Consider the following 18471-nt stretch of genomic DNA (forward strand, 5'->3'; position numbering starts at 1 on the left):
ACCGCGAGCCGCTGTTCAGTACCCGTGGGCGATGTGGCCACTCCGACCGCCTTCCCCCTGGGAATCGAGGACTGCCGGTCGTCCCACGGCAGCCTGTCGGTCCGTCGCGGCACGACGGTGCCGCTCTCGGACCGGCTCCCCGTGCGGGATCACCACTCGGCCTGGCCGCTACGCGCAATCGGCAGTCCGCGTACGTCATTTCTGACAGCCCTGGTGCGGCCCTAGCGTCGTGACCACTGCCGTAGCCCGACCTACCAGGGGGTTTCCATGTCCGTATCCGCGGCGCGCCGGCCCGGCCCAGTGCTGTTCATGGTCTGCGTCGCCATCTTCATGTTGATGCTCGACGCGATGGTCGTATCGGCCGCACTGGCCGAGATCCGTGCCGAGTTCCACGCGTCGATCGACGGGTTGCAGTGGGTCGTCGACGCCTACTCCATCCCACTGGCGGGCGTCCTGCTCACGTTCGCCACGCTCGGTGACCGCTACGGGCGCAAGCGCCTGTACGTGGCCGGGATGGTCGTGTTCACCGCCTCCTCGCTCGCCATCACCATGGCGGGCGGCATCGTGGCCCTCGACGTCCTGCGCATGGTGCAGGGCATCGGAGCCGCCATGCTGTTCGCCACGACGCTGCCGCTGCTCGCGGTGGCGTTTCCCGAGGCGAAGCCGCGGGCGAAGGCGATCGGCGTCTACGGGGCCGTCATGGCGAGTGCGACGGTGCTGGGGCCGGTCGTCGGCGGCGGACTGGTCACGCAGTTCGGTTGGCGATCCATCTTCTTCATCAACGTACCGATCGGTCTCGCCATGATCGTGCTGGCCGTGGTGAGGATGCCCGAGGGAGACAGGGGCCCCGAGCACCGCGCCGACTGGTTGGGGTCGGTGCTGCTCACCGGGGGACTCGTGGCCGGGGTGTTCGCCGTGACACGCAGTCACGCCCTCGGCTGGACGTCGGCTGCCGTTCTGTCCCTGACAGCCATCGGTCTGATCCTGCTGGTCGGGTTCTTGTTCCGGCAGACGCGGATCGCGCACCCGCTCTTCGATCTCTCGATGGTCCGCAATCCCGGCTTCACCGGAACCGCGGTGGTGTCGGTCGCACACATGGCCACGCTGATGGCCTCTGCCACGTACCTGGCGCTGTTCCTCATGGGCCAGGGGTACACGCCGCTGGAAATGGGCCTGCGACTGCTGCCGATCAGCGCCTGTGCGATGGTCGCGGCTGCCGTCACTCCGGCCCTCGCCCGGCGCGTCCCGCTCCCGGCCGGAATGACGGGCGCCATGGCCCTGGTGTCCGTCGGCATGTACCTGCTGGGTCACTACGGTGATGACGACGACTGGACCCACTTCCTGCCCGGCATGATTGTCGGCGGGCTGGCCATCGGCGCGCTCACCTCCCTCAGCCAGGCCGCTTCCCTGAACTTCGCCCCGCCGGAGAGGGCCGGGATGTCCAGCGCCACGTTCGCCACTCTGCGACAGGTCGGTCTGGCGATGGGGATCGCCTCGCTCGGCGCCGTGTTCACTCGTGCGGCCACCCGCGGCGTCGAGTCCGGGCTGGCTGCGGCTCCCGAAGCGGCCTCGCTTCCTGAGGACTTGAGGCAGCAGTTCGTCGATCAGGTCGGGTCGGGCTCCGGGCACCAGGTGGCCGCCGCCGTGCCCCCGCAGTTCAGCGAGGTCGTACCCGCGCTGAAGCGGGCGGCGGACAGCGCCTCGATCGACGGGCTGAACGCCCTTGTCGACCTGGGTGCTCTCATCGGGGCCGCGTCCGTGCTCCTCGCGGCCGCCGCTTTCATGATCGGTCACCACCGGGCCGGCCGGGCGCGACAATCGCGGCGGGAATCGCAGCCGCAGACGGTGTCCGTGTGATGGAAGGGGCACCGCTCCCGCTGAAGTATGCGGCGGGAGTGGTGCCCACTTCGCGGCGGAACGCGGTGATGAAGGCGCTGGCGGTCTGATAGCCGACCGTATGCGCGACGCGGGACACCGGATGTCCCGAGCCCAGCAGGGGCAGCGCGGCGTTGAGCCGTTCGTTCGTCCGCCAGCTGCTGAAGCTCACTCCGGTCTCGGCCCGGAAACGGCGCGAGAGAGTGCGCGCCGACGCGCCGACCTCCCGGCCCCATGCCTGCAGATCCCGGGGGTCGGCGGGGTTCTCCTTGATGGACAGGGCGACCCGTAACGCCAGGGGGTCGGTGGGCAGTACGGCCGGGAGCGTGGCGACCGACAGGGGCGTCAGCAGATCCCACAGCACGGCCGTGGCCCGGGCCCGCTGTTCCCCCGCCCGGGCGCCGAGCTGCACGAGGTGACGCAACAGGGGTCCGACCAGCCCCGTGGCGTCGACCACGGTCGGAGCGGGCCAGCGCAGCGGGCAGTCATCGGCCTCGAAGTGCAGCGAGAGCATCGAGGACGAGGAGGAGCCGGGGACGACGGAATGGGCCACGCCGCCCGGTATCCACAGGGCGCGTGAACGCTGCACCACCCAGCGTGCGTGGTCGACCTCGATCGTGAGCGGGCCGCCCGGTGCCCAGGTCAGTTGGTGCTGGGCGTGCTCGTGCGTGCGGACGTCGACGCCCTGCTTGAGCGTGATGACGACGCTCGCGATGGCGTAGGCCGGCCCGCCCACCGTGAAGTGCGTATCCCCCGACACAGGCACCGACTCTAGTGGTCCCCGAGCCGGCTCGGGGCGTGTTCACACTCGACCGGGTCTCGCTTCTCCCGAAGCCGTGATCCGCCCCGCCACCCGTCCCCGGAGGCCGGCCCGGGTCACACCGCTGTGGCGACGGCCCTCCCCTCCCTGGATTCCGGTCCGCGGCGACAAGCGCGAGGGCCCGGCCGGCCCCACTCGATGGGATGCCTGCCGGGCCCTCATGGCACCGGGTGGACGGTGCGGCGATCTCCGCCGCGACCGTCACCGGAAGCGGATCAGGCAGCCGCCGCAGCGCCCTGCGCGACCTGGGCGAGCACCTCGGTCAGCGAAGCGACGACCTCGGCGTCGTCCGCCGGGTGGGTCTCGGCGAAGCGGACCACGGAACCGGGGATGGAGAGCTTGACGTCCTCCAGGACCGCTCCACCCGCGAGACCGGCCGCCTTGCGGGCCTCGTCCTGGGCCCACACGCCGCCGAACTGGCCGAAGGCGGTGCCGACGACGGCGACCGGCTTGCCGGACAGCGCGCCGGCGCCGTACGGGCGGGACAGCCAGTCGATGGCGTTCTTCAGCACGGCCGGCATGGTGCCGTTGTACTCGGGCGAGAACAGCAGGAAGGCGTCGGCACGGCCGGCTGCCTCACGCAGCTGCGCGGCGGCGGCGGCGGGGACGCTGCCCTCGACGTCGATGTCCTCGTTGTAGAAGGGGACCTCGACGAGGCCCTCGTACAGCTCGACGTCGACACCCTCGGGCGCGTGCTTGACGGCGGCCTCGGCCAGCTGGCGGTTGTGGGAGCCGGCGCGGAGGCTGCCGACGAGGGCGAGGATGCGTACAGACATGGGGGAAGCTCCAGGGAGACGGAGACTGCAGAGGTAAGCGGACCATGGTCCGTTTAAAGTTGTACCACCTAAACGGACCGCGGTCCACTTACCTCCGGTCCGCACTACCCTGAAACCATGACCGCTCCCCTCCTCCCGCAGCCCGGGCCCCCGGACCCCGGTGCGGCACGGCCGAATCTCACCATGGCCCCTGCCGACGGGCCGGAGCCGCTGCGGGCGGACGCCGCCCGCAATCGTGCCCTGCTGCTGGACGCCGCGCTGAGCCTCCTGGCCCGCTGCGGCGCAGCCGACCTCACCATGGAGTCGGTGGCGGCGGCGGCCGGAGTGGGCAAGGGCACGGTCTTCCGGCGGTTCAAGGACCGCACCGGCCTGCTCATCGCGCTCCTCGACCACCGCGAGGCCCTGCTGCAGGCGGCGTTCCTCTCGGGGCCGCCTCCCCTGGGCCCGGACGCCCCCGCCGCCGAGCGGCTGCACGCCTTCGGCCCGGCCCTGATGCGCCACGAACGAGAGCACCACGAGCTCATCCTGGCCTCGCGCACCGACCCCCTGCGCACCTTCTCCGTCCCCGCCCAGCGGCTACGGCACAGCCACGTCTCCCTGCTCCTGCGCCAGGCCGGCGCCGAGGGGGAACCCGATCTGCTCGCCCACACCCTGCTCGCCTCGATCGACACCCCCCTCGTCCACCACCTGACATGCGAGCGGGGCCTCGCCGCCGAACGGCTCGAACAGGGCTGGCACGAGCTGCTCAGCCGCTACGGTGTGGCCGGCTGAGCCTGCCGCGCACCTGAACCGAGGCATGGGTCCCGCTGGTACGCCACGCCCCGCCTGAGGCGTCCAGCTGGTCGAGTGCCTGGGGAGTGAGCCCGACGACCACGTCGGACTTCAGCGTGCGCAACGAGGCGACGGCGCCCGGAAAGTGGGCGGTGAGCTCGGCGAAGGAGGTCGTCGCCGGCCAGAGTCGGTCACCCACCAGGCGACGGTGGTTGAGGTCGCCTTTCAGGATCGTCACCGTGACAGCGTCGAACTCGGCTCGGAGATCCCCGGGCATGCGCTCGTACGGAAGCGGGGCGCAGAAGAACGGGTGCGTACGCACGTCGACCCGGCCCTCGCCCATGGCCGCACGGACCCGTCCTCCGATCGCCCCGGCCTCTCCCGGTGCCTCGCACAGCCGTCGGACACAGTCGACGACGTCGGCGGTCATCGCGTCGGAGACGTAGTAGGGCGCGGGTTTGACGTGGAGCAGCACCTGGGCGGCGCGCCCCTGCTCCAACAGGTGGTCGACGAGCACAAGGTCGGGAATCAGCTCACGCCCGGCGTTGTCCGCGATCACCGCGACCGTGCCACCGGAACCGGGGGGCAGCAGCTCCCAGAGCGCGGCGCTGTCGTCCGCGACCAGGGCGTGTCCCGCCTCTCCGGGTGCGGACGCCCCGCCGCCGCTGAACCCGAGGTCGGCCCTGTTGCCCCACAGCGAAGCCTGGAGAAGGGCGCCGTCCCGCGCAGGAGCCGGCAGCTCCACGAGTCGGTCCAGGGAGCGCAGTTCCTCCTCGACCGTGCCACCGAGCAGTTCGGCGCGCTTGAACGGCTCGAAGGGGTCGACACCCCGCCATGGCCCCGCACCGAAGTAACCGATCGCGTCCAGCAGCCTGCGGTAGAAGTAGCTCTCCGCCCAGAGGAACGGGGCATCGAACCACGGCCGTCCGAAGTACGCCTCCCCGTGTGCCTCCCAGAAGGCGCGGTCCGGGCTCTCCTGCCCGAGCGGCTCCACGACGCCGTGAAGGATCTCGTTCAGCAGTACGTCCAGTGCGCGGTGCTGCCGGGGGCCGTAGGGAAAGGCGTCGCGGACCCTCTCGATCAGTGCGGGATGACGCTCGGCCATCACGCTGTGGGCGAAGCTGCCGCGCTCCCGGCAGGTGATCACCGGAGGGGGGCCGGGAGCCCCCGTGGCCTCGAAATACGTTCGCGTATCGCCCATGACCGACAGTCTGCCCCCATGCCGTGCCTCCCCTGTCCCGTGCGCCTCCCTGGTGTGTCTCCCACGCGGCAGGCCCCAGGCCCAACGGCCCTGCTCGAAGCGGCACATGGGTGGTCCGCCGCCTGGTTACGATGTTCAGCGGCTAGACGACTTACCCCAGGAAAAGGAACCCGTACCCATGCCGGCCGAGACGTTCGAGTTTCAGGTAGAAGCGCGCCAGCTCCTGCAGATGATGATCCATTCGATTTACTCGAACAAGGATGTATTCCTGCGTGAGCTCATTTCCAATTCTTCGGACGCGCTGGACAAGCTGCGGCTGGAAACGCTTCGCGACGAGACGCTCCAGGCGGATACCTCCGACCTCCACATCGCCCTCGAAGCCGATCAGGAGAAGCGCACCCTGACGGTGCGCGACAACGGCATCGGAATGTCGCACGACGAGGTCGTGCAGCTGATCGGCACGATCGCGAATTCCGGTACGGCGAAGTTCCTCAAGGAGTTCAAGGAGGCTAAGGACGCCGCCGCGTCCGAAGAGCTCATCGGACAGTTCGGTGTCGGGTTCTACTCGAGTTTCATGGTGGCCGACGAGGTGACCCTCCTGACCCGGCGCGCGGGCGAGACCACCGGCACCCGCTGGCAGTCCACCGGCGAGGGGACTTACACCGTCGAGTCCGTCGACGACGCCCCGCAGGGGACCTCCGTCACGCTCCGGCTCAAGCCCGAGGACACCGAGGACAAGCTCTTCGACTACACCTCGCCCTGGAAGATCAGGGAAATCGTCAAGCGGTACTCCGACTTCATCACCTGGCCCATCCGCATGGCGGCGGCATCGGGGGAGGAGGGCGCGGAGCCCGAGGTCGAGACGGTGAACTCGATGAAGGCCCTGTGGGCCCGGTCGAAGGACTCGGTGACCGACGAGGAGTACAGCGAGCTCTACAAGCACATCAGCCACGACTGGACCGACCCGCTGGAAACCATCCGCATGCAGGCGGAGGGCACGTTCGAGTACCAGGCCCTCCTGTTCCTTCCGGCCCACGCGCCGCAGGATCTGTTCATGCAGGACCACAAGCGCGGGGTACAGCTCTATGTGAAGCGCGTGTTCATCATGGATGACTGCGAAGCGCTGATGCCGACGTATCTCCGTTTCGTGAAGGGTGTGGTCGACGCCCAGGACCTCTCGCTCAATGTCTCGCGGGAGATTCTGCAGCAGGACCGCCAGATCGAGATGATGCGCCGCCGCCTGGTCAAGAAGGTCCTCTCGACCGTCAAGGACATCAGGTCCAACGACCCCGAGAAGTACGCGACCTTCTGGAAGGAATTCGGACGGGTCCTCAAGGAGGGGCTGTTCCAGGACTTCGAGAACCGTGACGCGATCCTGGAGATCTGCTCGTTCGCCTCGACCCGGGACGAGGTGGAACCGACCACCCTGCGTTCGTACGTGGAGCGGATGAAGGAGGGCCAGGAGGAGATCTACTACATGACGGGCGAATCCCGCGCGGCCATGGAGAGCTCCCCTCACATGGAGGCCTTCCGCGCCAAGGGTTTCGAGGTGATCCTGCTGACCGATCCCGTGGACGAGGTCTGGGTCCAGTCCGTCCCCGAGTTCGACGGGAAGCCGCTCCGGTCCATCTCCAAGGGCGAGGTCGACCTCGACACCGAGGAGGAGAAGAAGGAGGTCGAGGCCGAGCGGGAGAAGCAGCAGCAGGACTACGCGGACCTGCTGTCCTGGATGACGGAACGGCTCGGCGACACCGTGAAGGAGGTGCGCCTGTCCACGCGCCTCACGGTTTCGCCCGCGTGCATCGTCTCCGACACGCACGACGTCACCCCGGCCCTGGAGAACATGTACCGCGCCATGGGCCAGGAGGTTCCGCACATCAAGCGCATCCTCGAACTCAACCCGTCGCACGGGCTGATCAGCGGACTGAACAAGGCGTACGCGGAGCGGAGCGCCGACGAGGGGGCCACTGCCGAACTCGCCGAGGCCGCTGAGCTCGTCCACGGCCTCGCCCTGCTGTCGGACGGCGGCGAACTGAGCGACCCTTCCCGCTTCAGCAGGCTGATGGCCGATCGCCTGGAGCGCACCCTGTAACCCCGCTCGCTCACGCATCCGCGGCCGCCGGGACGTTCCCGGCGGCCGCGGCCGCATGCGGTGCGAGACCAGTCGGTGAAGACGGAACGGCGACGGGAAGCGGTGACCGGACGAACCTCGGACGGTCCCTCACAGGGTGGGCTCGCAGAAGCCCCGCGCGAGGTCGATAGATCCATAACTTCACCCATTCGAGGGCCGGTTGATGGTTTATCTACGCGCGGAGCATCACCTGTCGAACGGCCCTTCGGGCATATCAGACGACTTCTTCCGGGCCTGATACCGCCGGGTACCGGAAGCTGCTAGAAACGTGCTCGCCCCACGAACTCCCCACTCGTCCCCCACATTTCGAAGGGCTGGCAGCCATGTCAGTACGAACCTTCCGGGCGTCCGTCTTCACCCTCGCGATCGCCGCCCTGGCGGCGCTCGGACTCGCACAGCCCGCGTTCGCGGCCGGCGAGAACTACGTCGCCCTCGGCGACTCCTACTCCTCCGGTGTCGGAGCAGGCAGCTACACGTCGGAGAGCGGCAGCTGCATGCGCAGCACCAACGCCTATCCGTATCTCTGGCGGAACGCCAACGCCCCGGCCTCCTTCAACTTCGTCGCCTGCTCGGGCGCGACGACGGCATCGGTGGCCAGTGGCCAGCTGGGCGCCCTCAAATCGTCGACCACGCTCGTGAGTCTCACGGCCGGCGGCAACGACGTCGGCTTCGCCGACGTCATGCAGACCTGTGTCCTGCAGAGCGAGGCGACCTGCGTGAGCCGGGTGGACACCGCCGTCTCCCAGATGCAGAGCACGCTCCCGGGGCGCCTCGACTCCCTTTACGCGGGCATCAGTTCGCGCGCTCCGCAGGCGCATGTGGTGGTCCTGGGATACCCCCGCTTCTACAAGCTGTCCGGCTCCTGCATCGCGGGCCTCACCGAGACGGAGCGCGGCGCGATCAACAACGCGTCGGACGTGCTGAACGGGGTGCTGGCCAAGCGGGCGGCGAACGCGGGTTTCACCTACTCCAGCGTGGTGGACGAGTTCACCGGGCATGAACTCTGCTCCGGCGATCCGTGGCTTCACAGCGTGTCCATCCCGGTGAGCAACTCCTACCACCCCAGGGCCATCGGGCAGTCCAACGGCTACCTCCCCGCCTTCAGGTCCGTGGCCTGACGCGCGTAGAGGAGACCGTTTCGGCCCCTGAACCACAGCGGCCGGCTCACCGGCCGGCCCCGCGCCTCTCCTGGCACGGGGCCGGTCGGGCCGGGAGATGTGCGGGGGCCGGTCGGGCCGGCGGACCGCCTCGACGGCGGCCCGCGCCTCGGCCGCTCCCCCGTCCTTCGGCGCCTTCGCGGCCGTCTCGTCCATGCACCGGAGTGTGACACCCGCCACCGACAGCGCGACGCCGTCGGCCCCCGCTCGGGACCGTGAGCGGCGGGGCCGCCAGAAGTTGTCCACAGGCCACGTCGCCCCGTGGGGACATCGGGTTTGATGGGGGCATGAGCGACACACAGAACGACGCGTCCGTACCGGGTCGGAAGCAGGAGCCGCCGCTGTGGGAGCAGCGCTTCCGGGCCGCCCGGGTGTCTCTGCCCGAGTGGGCGGAGGACGCTCCCGACCACTCGCTCTTCGTCTCGAACGCCACCGGGACGTACGAGTTGTACACCTGGGACCGGGCGACCGGGAAGCAGCGGCAGGTGACGGACCGGCCCAACGGGACGACCGATGGTGTGCTGACCCCGGACGGACACGCCGTCTGGTGGTTCGCCGACACCGACGGCGACGAGTTCGGTGTGTGGATGCGCCAGCCGTTCGACGGCGGCCCGGACGAACCGGCGGCGCCCGGGCTCGAGCCCTCCTACCCGGCGGGCCTGGCGATCGGCCGTGACGGCACAGCGGTGATCGGCCGGTCGACGGACGACGACGGCACCAGCGTCCACGTGGTGCGTCCCGGGAGGGAGCCGGTCGAGATCTACCGGCACCGGGAGTCCGCCGGAGTGGGCGACCTCTCGCACGACGGGACCCTCATCGCCCTGGAGCACACGGAGCACGGTGACGCCATGCACTCCGCGCTGCGGGTGGTACGCCCCGACGGCTCGACGGTAGCGGAGCTCGACGACACCGAGGGCGGCACGAAGGAGCTGGGGCTCTCGGTGCTGGGATTCGCCCCGGTCGCCGGCGACACCCGGCTCCTGGTGGGACATCAGCGGCGCGGGCGCTGGGAACCGATGATCTGGGACCCGGTGGCCGGGACGCAGACGGATCTGCCGGTCGATCTGCCCGGCGACGCCGGTGCCGAGTGGTATCCGGACGGTTCCGCCCTGCTGATCGAGCACAGCTTCGAGGCACGCAGCGAGCTGTGGCGGTACGAGCCCGGCGCGGCTGCTCCGGTACGGGTGGAGACCCCGCCGGGCACGGTGTCGGGGGCCACGGCCCGCCCGGACGGCACCGTGGAGTATCTGTGGTCGTCGGCCGCGCAGCCGCCCGCGGTCCGCTCCACCTCGGGTTCCGTCGTCCTCGACCCGCCCGGCGCGAAGGCGCCGGCGTCGGTGCCGGTGCGGGACGCCTGGGTGGACGGTCCCGGAGGCCGTGTCCACGCCCTGGTGCAGACACCGGACGCCGGGGAGGGGCCGTTCCCCACGGTCTTCGAGATACACGGTGGCCCCACCTGGCACGACAGCGATGCCTTCGCCTCCGGCCCCGCCGCGTGGATCGACCACGGCTTCGCCGTGGTGCGGGTCAACTACCGCGGGTCGACGGGGTACGGCCGCGCCTGGACGGACGCGCTCAAGCACCGGGTCGGCCTGATCGAGCTGGAGGACATCGCGGCCGTCCGGGAGTGGGCCGTGGCGTCGGGGCTGGCCGATCCCGGGCGACTGGTACTCGCCGGAGGTTCCTGGGGCGGATACCTGACGCTCCTCGGGCTCGGTACGCAGCCCGAGGCCTGGGCTCTCGGGCTGGCGGCGGTCCCCGTCGCCGACTACGTCACGGCCTACCACGACGAGATGGAAGCCCTGAAGGCGATGGACCGCACGCTGCTCGGAGGGACCCCGGAGGAGGTGCCGAAGCGCTTCGAGGCCTCGTCCCCGCTGACCTACGTGGACGCGGTCCGGGCTCCGGTGTACATCTCGGCGGGCGTCAACGACCCCCGCTGCCCGATCCGCCAGGTGGAGAACTACGTGGACCGCCTCGCGGCCCGCGGCGCCGTGCATGAGGTCTACCGGTACGACGCCGGGCACGGCTCCCTCGTGGTGGAGGAGCGGATCAAGCAGGTACGCCTGGAGCTGGACTTCGCGATGCGGCACCTCGGCCCCGGCGATCACGTCCGGGGGCAGGCGACGGGCGGGGACGAGAGCAAGCCGACCGTATAAGCAACGGATAAATGGTGCACCCCGCTCCCTTGGCCCGGAGCGGGGAACCGTACCGTGGAGGGGTGTACCGGTTCCTGCTGACCCCGCGGTGGTGGGGGATCAACCTCTTCGTCGTGCTGGCGATCCCGTTCTGCGTCTTCATGGGCACGTGGCAGCTCGGACGGTTCGAGGACCGGGTGCAGACGCACGAGAAGGCCGAGGACCGCCCCGACCCGGGCACCCGTTCCCCGAAGCCGCTCGACGAGCTGCTGCCCGTGAGCACGGAGACCTCGGGGCGCCCGGCCGTGGCGACCGGGACGTACAAGGACCAGTTCCTCGTGCCCGGGCGCGAACTGGACGACCGCACGGGCTACTACGTCCTGGATCTGCTGCGCACCGACAGTGGAAAGGCCCTCCCCGTCGTGCGGGGCTGGCTGCCCGGCCACCCTGGCACCGCCCAGGTGCCGTCCCCACCTGCCGGTGAGGTCACGGTGACCGGCGATCTGCAGGCATCGGAGAACAGTGGGTCCACCGGGGTCGACCTCAGTGGCGGACTCCCTGACGGTCAGCTCGGCATGATCAGTGCCGCGTCACTGGTGAACCTCGTCCCGTACGACGTGTACGACGCCTGGATCACCCTTCCCGCGACCGGCAAGGGGGCGGGCGCCGGGATGCTGCCCGTACCCCCGGCGGCCGCCCAGGGAAGCGGTCTCGACCTGAAGGCCTTCCAGAACCTGGGCTACACCGGCGAGTGGTTCGTCTTCGGCGGATTCGTGCTCTTCATGTGGTTCCGGCTGGTGCGGCGGGAGGCCGAGGCCGCCCGCGACGTGCGGCTGGGCCTCGCTGCCGACGCGGACTGACGCCCGACACCCTCGGCACCCTCGGCGCCCCCGCGCCCCCGCGCCCTCAGCACTCAGCCCTGTCCTCACCCTGCCGACGATCCCGCGTCGGCAGGGCGCGGCCTCCGTGGCCCGCAGCCGCACACCCCGGCCACGGGCTGGGTCTGCCGTCATCTGCCGCCAGGGCGTCCGGAGTCCGTGCCGCTCTGGACGCGTCCGGCCGTCGCTCAGGACGGGTCCAGTACGCCGGTGCGGTAGATCGTCCCCGCACACGCGTTGTCGATGGTCGTCTCCGCGGTGGGCGCACCGGCCTCCGGGGTGTGGGTGACGGCGATACTGCCGTCCGCCGGGCCCTCGTCCGCGGTTCCGAACTGAGCGGCGGTGTCAGCGGCAGCCCCCTCAGCCGCTCCCACCCCGTCGCCGCCGCCTCCGACGCCGTCCGTGGGTGTCGGGCTGGGCTCGCCACCAGCCGTCGGGCAGGTGTCCGAGGGAACCCAGGCGAAGCGCACCTCGTACGTCATCGTCGGCTTCAGGAGCACGGTGCCGGGCTCCAGCGAAGGGTCGGGCAATCCGACTGCCGGATCTCCGGGGGTGTGCTGCACAACGGTGATCTTCAACGGATCGGCGGCCCCGGCGGCCTGGAAGCCGACCGTGCCGTTGCTGGTCACGGAGCAGGCGTCTCCCGACACGTTGGCGATCTTGAATGTGCCGTACACCGTACCGTCCGCGCCGGGCGCACCGGCTGCCGCGGAGGCGACCCCGAGCTGGCCCGGGTCACATGTCGTGGTGGCCGCGGCCGCGGAGCCCGGCGAGGCGCCGAGACCGCTGGCTCCGGTGCTCTCGGCGTCCGGGTCCGAGCCCTGTGAAGGTGCCGTCTCGGCGGCGCTCTCCCGTTCGCCGGTCTCGCTCCGGCTGTCACCGGGGCCTGCTGCCTCGCCGTCCGATGCGGCGCCCGCGTCCTCCCCGCTGCCCCCTTGAGCCTGTTCGCCATGGCCGGCGATGGCGGGGTTGGCGGAGACGGAGCCACCCGAATTGGCGACGTGGACGAACGCCGGAACCGCCGTGCCGATCAGGAGGGCCGCGGCGGCTGCGCCGACGACGCCCTGGCGCCGCCTGGCACGTCGGGCGGGTACCGCGCGGTGCAGATGGTCGAGGCTGCCGACGGAGGGCTGGAGACCGTGGACGGCGCCCTGCAGCATGCGGCGCAGCGCTGCCTCATCAAGGCTTCCGCCGAGATCCGGGGCGTCGCTACGATCCGGGTCGTCGCCCGCACCGTCACCGGAACTTCCGGTGCCACCGGTCCCGGCACGCCCCTGGACGCCGCCTCCCCTGCCACCGAAGAGCTGGGTCAGAGTGCCGGCGCCGGACCCGCCAGGCATCTCCTCCTCAGCCGGCGATCCGGCCTCGTCAGCCCGGTCGGACACGACAGCCCGGTCGGACGCGTCAGCCCCGTCGGACACGACATCCCCGTCGACTGCGCCGGTTCGCCCAGCTGTCTCCGCAGGCCCACCGTCGCGACCCACGATCGCCCCGTCCCGCTCCGCGGTTCCGGGTCCCGCTGTGTTCGCTCCTGCCGCATTCGCTCCCGCCACCTCGGGTTCCGATGTGGCCGGCACGGATACCTCGGGTTCCGATGTGGCGGCCTCGGATGCATCCGGTTGCGGTGCGGACGCCCCGGATACCTCGGGTTCCGGTGCCCCGGATGCGGAGGCGTCAGGTTCTGAGGCCGCGTCCGCGGCTGCGGCCGCCTCACCCACCTCGCGCTCGGTTTCAGCCTCCTGCCCCGACTGGGCGTCCGGGGAGGTCTCCGGCCTGTGGTTCACCATTCCGCTTCCAGTCCGGTCATCGTCGTGCCTGCGTTCGGACCCGCTCATGCCTGCGCCTCCATGACAACGCGCAGTGCCGCGATGCCCCGGGAGCCGTACGCCTTCACCGAGCCGAGCGATATCCCCAGGGTCTCCGCGACCTGGGACTCCGTCATGTCCGAGAAGTAGCGAAGCACCAGCACCTCGCGCTGACGGCGCTGCAGCCCCTTCATCGCCCTGATCAAGGCGTCGCGCTCGAGCTGGTCGTAGGCGCCCTCTTCCGCACTCGCCATGTCGGGCATGGGTTTCGAGAGGAGCTTCAGGCCGAGGATGCGGCGCCGGAGCGCGGAGCGCGACAGGTTGACCACGGTCTGCCGGAGATAGGCGAGCGTCTTCTCCGGATCACGCACCCGGTTCCGTGCCGAGTGCACCCGGATGAACGCCTCCTGCACCACGTCCTCGCAGGACGCGGTGTCGTCCAGCAGCAGCGCGGCGAGCCCGAGCAGCGAGCGGTAGTGGGCCCGATAGGTCTCGGTGAGATGGTCGACCGTCGTCCCCGCCGCCACCGCCTCCTCAGCGCCCTCGCGCTGCGAGGGCAGCCTGGCGGGACGCGCAGCGGGCATGGGCGCAATCACCGGCATGCCGCCGGCTGCGCGGGGCCTCCGGAGCGGGCGCACCGAAGCGCCTCGCAACGGGCCCACCACTGTGATGTCGAGAACCTCTGCCACGCCAGTTGGACACGCTTCCCCCCGCCAGGGTTGTACGCGTCAGGCATCCCGTTCGATGCCGTGCGACATGCCCTCATTCGTACCCGCTCTTCCCCAAATGCCCTGAACCCGCATCCAGTCACGCAAGAAGTGACGGCAAAGACGCGCCGCAACCGCCCAGCGGTTGCAAGGAACCAGGAGATCATCGTCGGACATGACAACACCGCAGCTCAAGAGGTTCAGACCGGCGAATCACTCACAGGGTGTGCACAGATCCTACAAAACTGGTTCGATCAGTTACGAGGAAATTCTCCGGCCACCGACTCCGCGATCTGGGCAACATTGAGAGCCGCGCCCTTTCGGAGATTGTCGCCGCAGATGAACATGCTCACGGCATTCGGGTCGTCCATCGACTGCCGTACCCGGCCCACCCAGGTCGGGTCCGTGCCGACCACGTCGGAGGGGGTGGGGAAGTCTCCCGCGGCAGGGTTGTCGAAGAGCACCACGCCGGGCGCGGTCGCCAGTACCTCGTGGGCCCGGTCCACGGGGACCTCGTTCTCGAACCGCGCGTGCACGGACATCGAGTGTGCCGCGACGACGGGCACGTAGACGCAGGTAGCCGTCACCTTCAGGCCCGGCAGCCCCAGGACCTTGCGGCACTCCGCGCGGATCGCCAGTTCCTCGGACGACCAGCCGTCTCCGGCATCGGTACCGGCCCAGGGCACCACGTTCAGTGCCACCGGCGCCGCGAACGGGCTCCCGTCCCCTTCGCCCAGCGCCCGCCGCACGTCTCCCGGCCGCATGCCCAGGTCCGTGCCCGCGACCAGGGACAGCTGCTCCCGGAGCACGCCGACACCGTCCCGTCCCGCCTCGCTCACCGCCTGGTAGGACGAGATGATCAGTTCTCGCAGCCCGAACTCGGCGTGCAGCGCCCCTACGGCGACGATCAGCGACAGCGTGGTGCAGTGCGGGGACGCGACGATGCCGCGTGGCCTCAGCCGCGCGGCATGGGGGTTGATCTCCGGCACCACCAGGGGCACGTCCTCGTCCAGCCGGAAGGCCGACGAGTCGTCCACGACCACGGCTCCCCGGGCGGCGGCGACCGGTCCCCACTGGGCGGACACCTCGTCCGCCACCAGGAACAGGGCCACGTCCACCCCGTCGAAGACGTCCTCGGACAGCGGAAGGACCTCGGACTCCTCTCCGCGTACGACCAGCTTGCCGCCGGCCTCACGCGGAGAGTCGATCAGTCTCACCTCGCCCCAGACGTCCGCGTGCTGCGACAGGATCTGGAGCATGACGCCGCCGATCGCACCGGTCGCACCGACGACCGCGAGCGAAGGGCGGCGTCCGGTCATCGGCCGGTGCCCCCGTAGACGACGGCCTCGTCGGAGTCGCTGTCGAGACCGAAGGCGGTGTGCACGGCGCGCACGGCCTCGTTGACGTCGTCGGCGCGGGTGACCACCGAGATGCGGATCTCGGACGTCGAGATCAGCTCGATGTTCACGCCGACGTTGGACAGCGCCTCGAAGAAGCCCGCCGTGACGCCCGGGTTGGTCTTCATGCCCGCGCCGACGAGGGAGATCTTCGCGATCTGGTCGTCGTAACGAAGCGAGTCGAACCCTATTCCGGCGCGGCTGCGCTCCAGGGCGTCGATGGCCTTGCGGCCCTCGGCCTTGGGGAGGGTGAACGTGATGTCCGTCAGGCCGGTCGCGGCGGCGGAGACGTTCTGGACGACCATGTCCATGTTGATCTCGGCGTCCGCGATGGCACGGAAGATCGCTGCGGCCTCGCCCGGCTTGTCGGGGACACCGACGACCGTGACCTTTGCCTCGGAGACGTCGTGAGCGACTCCGGAGATGATGGCGTGCTCCACCTGCTGGTCCCCTTGCGGTTCGTTGCTGACCCAGGTGCCGCGCAGTCCGGAGAAGGACGAGCGGACGTGGATCGGGATGTTGTAACGGCGCGCGTACTCGACGCAACGGTGCAGCAGCACCTTGGAACCGGACGCCGCCAGCTCCAGCATGTCCTCGAAGGAGATCCAGTCGATCTTCCGGGCCTTCTTCACGACCCGGGGGTCGGCGGTGAAGACACCGTCGACGTCGGTGTAGATCTCACAGACCTCCGCGTCCAGCGCGGCGGCCAGCGCGACGGCGGTCGTGTCGGAACCACCGCGACCGAGGGTCGTGATGTTCTTGCCCTCCTGGCTGACCCCCTGGAACCCGGCGACGATGGCGATGTTGCCCTCGTCGATCGAGGTCCGGATGCGCCCGGGCGTGACATCGATGATGCGCGCTTTGTTGTGGACCGAGTCGGTGATGACACCGGCCTGGCTGCCCGTGAACGACTGGGCCTCATGGCCCAGGTTTTTGATCGCCATGGCCAGCAGGGCCATGGAGATCCGCTCTCCGGCGGTCAGCAGCATGTCGAACTCACGCCCGGCAGGCATCGGGGATACCTGCTCGGCGAGATCGATCAACTCGTCCGTCGTGTCGCCCATCGCGGACACCACGACAACCACCTGGTTGCCGTTCTTCTTGGCGTCGACGACTCGCTTGGCAACACGCTTGATGCCTTCGGCATCGGCTACGGAGGAGCCTCCGTACTTCTGCACGACAAGGCCCACGTGCGCTCCTCGCTCAATAATGGTGCGGTCGGCTCAGTCTAACGAGCAGCCCGGAATCGACCCGTCGGTACCGGATGATGAGATGTCCCGCCCACCACCCGGTACGGCGCGTCGCCCCGAACTGCTCGTGCCGGACTGCTTCCCGATCTCTCACGCCACAAGCGCGTTTGTGTCCCAGGCCACAGAGACGCCCCGGGCCGGGGAGACGTGCCCGCCGGCCCTGTCCGGGGCCCGGGCGCCCACCGGATCCGGGTGGGTCGCCTATAGGACCGGCCGCAGTCCCAGCGGAAGGCCGATCTCCTCGGCCATCACGCGCCCCGCCTCCTCCGCCAGGTCCCCCTCCCCGGGGTCCTGGTCGGTGTCGAGGCCGTCGAGCTCCTGCAGCGGCTGGTTCAGCCGGATGTGGGCGATCAGGGACTGGAGGGCACGCAGGGCGGCCGAGGCGGTGGAACCCCAGTTGGAGAAGTACGAGAACTGCCACCACCACATGGCCTCCGCCGTGCGGTCCGCCTCGTAGTGGGCGAGGCCGTGGCTGAGGTCCGTGACCAGGTCGGCCAGGTCGTCGGAGATCCGGTGGGGCACGGGTGCCTTGCGGGGCTCGTACGGGTCGAAGACCTCGGAGTAGACGTCGATGGGCTCCAGGAGCTCCGCGAAGCGCTCGCGCAGGCCGTCGGCGTCCGGCTCGGCTCCCAGGTCCGGCTCGTAGCGCTCGTCCGGGAGGATGTCCTCGTAGGCCCCGAGCCGGCCGCCCGCGAGGAGCAGCTGGGAGACCTGGAGCAGCAGGACCGGTACGGCCTCCTCCGGCTCCTCGGCCTTGGAGACCTCGGTGACCGCGACGATGAACGTCTTGATCTGGTCCGCGATCTGCACCGCGAAATCGTCCGGGTCCTGCGTGACGGAGTTCAGCGTGGCGTCAGACATCGAGGGTGACCTCCCGTGGGCACGGTCGCGAACGGTGGGTAGAACATAGCGCCGCCGGGCGTAAGGAGGCCGTCAGGCGCCGGATCAGACATCGAGCAGCCGCCTCCCCTCGAAGGCGCGGCCGAGAGTCACCTCGTCCGCGTACTCCAGGTCGCCGCCCACGGGCAGCCCACTGGCCAGCCGCGTGACCCGCAGGCCCATCGGCTTGACCATCCGGGCGAGGTACGTCGCCGTGGCCTCGCCCTCCAGGTTGGGGTCGGTGGCGAGGATCAGCTCCGTGATGGAGCCGTCCGCGAGACGGGCCAGCAGCTCCCTGATCCGCAGGTCGTCCGGACCGACACCCTCGATGGGGCTGATCGCCCCGCCGAGCACGTGGTAGCGGCCCCGGAACTCACGGGTCCGCTCGATCGCGACGACGTCCTTGGGCTCCTCCACGACGCAGATGACCGAGCGGTCGCGGCGGGCGTCCCGGCAGATGCCGCACTGCTCCTCCTGCGCGACGTTGCCGCAGACCTTGCAGAAGCGGACCTTGTCCTTGACCTCGAGGAGTGCGTGGGCGAGACGGCGCACGTCGGTGGGCTCGGCCTGCAGCACGTGGAAGGCGATCCGCTGCGCGCTCTTGGGACCGACGCCGGGCAGCCTGCCCAGCTCGTCGATCAGCTCCTGGACCACGCCTTCGTACAACGGAACGCCTCTCGTTTTTC

General features: G+C 70.0%; 15 protein-coding genes. 6 read left to right on the forward strand and 9 right to left on the reverse strand.

Going from position 1 to position 18471, the window contains the following annotated elements; translation table 11 throughout:
- Window positions 1-267 precede the first annotated feature (267 nt).
- The gene (locus ACFXOA_RS20400; protein WP_385030131.1) at window positions 268-1857 is read left to right on the forward strand and encodes an MFS transporter; all 1590 of its coding nucleotides are present in this window, start codon (window positions 268-270) and stop codon (window positions 1855-1857) included.
- Here the strand turns inward: ACFXOA_RS20400 and ACFXOA_RS20405 are convergent.
- Together ACFXOA_RS20405 and ACFXOA_RS20410 are read right to left on the reverse strand one after the other, a co-directional pair.
- A complete protein-coding gene (locus ACFXOA_RS20405; RefSeq protein ID WP_385030134.1) occupies window positions 1781-2635 on the reverse strand; it encodes a helix-turn-helix domain-containing protein in 855 nt (284 codons plus the stop codon). The two genes, ACFXOA_RS20400 and ACFXOA_RS20405, sit on opposite strands and share 77 nt — an antisense overlap.
- Before the next feature lie 275 nt (window positions 2636-2910).
- A complete protein-coding gene (locus ACFXOA_RS20410) occupies window positions 2911-3471 on the reverse strand; it encodes an NAD(P)H-dependent oxidoreductase (protein WP_385030136.1) in 561 nt (186 codons plus the stop codon).
- 117 nt (window positions 3472-3588) lie between these two features.
- Here ACFXOA_RS20410 and ACFXOA_RS20415 point away from each other — a divergent pair, with 117 nt between their 5' ends.
- Window positions 3589-4242, forward strand: coding sequence for a TetR/AcrR family transcriptional regulator (locus tag ACFXOA_RS20415; protein WP_385030139.1), 654 nt, complete (start codon window positions 3589-3591; stop codon window positions 4240-4242).
- On the opposite strand, the gene ACFXOA_RS20420 is transcribed toward ACFXOA_RS20415, so the two are convergent.
- Complete coding sequence (locus ACFXOA_RS20420) at window positions 4217-5443, reverse strand: damage-control phosphatase ARMT1 family protein (RefSeq protein ID WP_385030142.1); 1227 nt, start codon at window positions 5441-5443, stop codon at window positions 4217-4219. The genes ACFXOA_RS20415 and ACFXOA_RS20420 overlap by 26 nt on opposite strands.
- A 178-nt stretch (window positions 5444-5621) precedes the next feature.
- Here ACFXOA_RS20420 and htpG point away from each other — a divergent pair, with 178 nt between their 5' ends.
- From htpG to ACFXOA_RS20440, 4 genes are all read left to right on the forward strand, one after another.
- On the forward strand, window positions 5622-7535 hold the full coding sequence (htpG, locus tag ACFXOA_RS20425) for a molecular chaperone HtpG (RefSeq protein ID WP_385030145.1): 1914 nt from the start codon (window positions 5622-5624) through the stop codon (window positions 7533-7535).
- 362 nt (window positions 7536-7897) lie between these two features.
- Window positions 7898-8692, forward strand: coding sequence for an SGNH/GDSL hydrolase family protein (locus tag ACFXOA_RS20430; RefSeq protein ID WP_385030147.1), 795 nt, complete (start codon window positions 7898-7900; stop codon window positions 8690-8692).
- Between the two features lie 326 nt (window positions 8693-9018).
- Window positions 9019-10890, forward strand: a complete 1872-nt coding sequence (locus ACFXOA_RS20435; RefSeq protein WP_385030150.1) for a S9 family peptidase — start codon at window positions 9019-9021, stop codon at window positions 10888-10890.
- 62 nt (window positions 10891-10952) lie between these two features.
- A complete protein-coding gene (locus ACFXOA_RS20440; protein WP_385030153.1) occupies window positions 10953-11729 on the forward strand; it encodes an SURF1 family protein in 777 nt (258 codons plus the stop codon).
- 206 nt (window positions 11730-11935) lie between these two features.
- On the opposite strand, the gene ACFXOA_RS20445 is transcribed toward ACFXOA_RS20440, so the two are convergent.
- From ACFXOA_RS20445 to recR, 6 genes are all read right to left on the reverse strand, one after another.
- Window positions 11936-13087, reverse strand: a complete 1152-nt coding sequence (locus ACFXOA_RS20445; RefSeq protein ID WP_385030156.1) for a hypothetical protein — start codon at window positions 13085-13087, stop codon at window positions 11936-11938.
- Window positions 13088-13578: 491 nt separating this feature from the next.
- Window positions 13579-14154, reverse strand: coding sequence for a SigE family RNA polymerase sigma factor (locus ACFXOA_RS20450; protein WP_362546175.1), 576 nt, complete (start codon window positions 14152-14154; stop codon window positions 13579-13581).
- Between the two features lie 359 nt (window positions 14155-14513).
- Complete coding sequence (locus ACFXOA_RS20455; RefSeq protein WP_385030160.1) at window positions 14514-15578, reverse strand: aspartate-semialdehyde dehydrogenase; 1065 nt, start codon at window positions 15576-15578, stop codon at window positions 14514-14516.
- Window positions 15575-16846: an aspartate kinase gene (locus ACFXOA_RS20460; RefSeq protein ID WP_385030163.1), complete on the reverse strand. Its 1272-nt coding sequence runs from the start codon at window positions 16844-16846 to the stop codon at window positions 15575-15577. Before ACFXOA_RS20460 ends, ACFXOA_RS20455 begins: the two co-directional genes overlap by 4 nt.
- 261 nt (window positions 16847-17107) lie before the next feature.
- Window positions 17108-17767, reverse strand: coding sequence for a DUF5063 domain-containing protein (locus ACFXOA_RS20465; protein ID WP_385030166.1), 660 nt, complete (start codon window positions 17765-17767; stop codon window positions 17108-17110).
- An 84-nt stretch (window positions 17768-17851) separates the two neighbouring features.
- Window positions 17852-18451: a recombination mediator RecR gene (gene recR, locus ACFXOA_RS20470; protein WP_385030169.1), complete on the reverse strand. Its 600-nt coding sequence runs from the start codon at window positions 18449-18451 to the stop codon at window positions 17852-17854.
- Window positions 18452-18471 lie beyond the last annotated feature (20 nt).

The organism is Streptomyces sp. NPDC059166 (assembly GCF_042755185.1).
GTDB lineage: Bacteria > Actinomycetota > Actinomycetes > Streptomycetales > Streptomycetaceae > Streptomyces.

Coding starts and splice junctions, on each gene's coding strand:
- ACFXOA_RS20450 (WP_362546175.1), bottom strand. CDS start 14,154: ATGCCGGTGATTGCGCCCATGCCCGCTGCGCGTCCCGCCAGGCTGCCC.
- ACFXOA_RS20415 (WP_385030139.1), top strand. CDS start 3,589: ATGACCGCTCCCCTCCTCCCGCAGCCCGGGCCCCCGGACCCCGGTGCG.
- ACFXOA_RS20445 (WP_385030156.1), bottom strand. CDS start 13,087: ATGCCTGGCGGGTCCGGCGCCGGCACTCTGACCCAGCTCTTCGGTGGC.
- ACFXOA_RS20400 (WP_385030131.1), top strand. CDS start 268: ATGTCCGTATCCGCGGCGCGCCGGCCCGGCCCAGTGCTGTTCATGGTC.
- ACFXOA_RS20420 (WP_385030142.1), bottom strand. CDS start 5,443: ATGGGCGATACGCGAACGTATTTCGAGGCCACGGGGGCTCCCGGCCCC.
- ACFXOA_RS20410 (WP_385030136.1), bottom strand. CDS start 3,471: ATGTCTGTACGCATCCTCGCCCTCGTCGGCAGCCTCCGCGCCGGCTCC.
- htpG (WP_385030145.1), top strand. CDS start 5,622: ATGCCGGCCGAGACGTTCGAGTTTCAGGTAGAAGCGCGCCAGCTCCTG.
- ACFXOA_RS20430 (WP_385030147.1), top strand. CDS start 7,898: ATGTCAGTACGAACCTTCCGGGCGTCCGTCTTCACCCTCGCGATCGCC.
- ACFXOA_RS20455 (WP_385030160.1), bottom strand. CDS start 15,578: ATGACCGGACGCCGCCCTTCGCTCGCGGTCGTCGGTGCGACCGGTGCG.
- ACFXOA_RS20435 (WP_385030150.1), top strand. CDS start 9,019: ATGAGCGACACACAGAACGACGCGTCCGTACCGGGTCGGAAGCAGGAG.
- ACFXOA_RS20465 (WP_385030166.1), bottom strand. CDS start 17,767: ATGTCTGACGCCACGCTGAACTCCGTCACGCAGGACCCGGACGATTTC.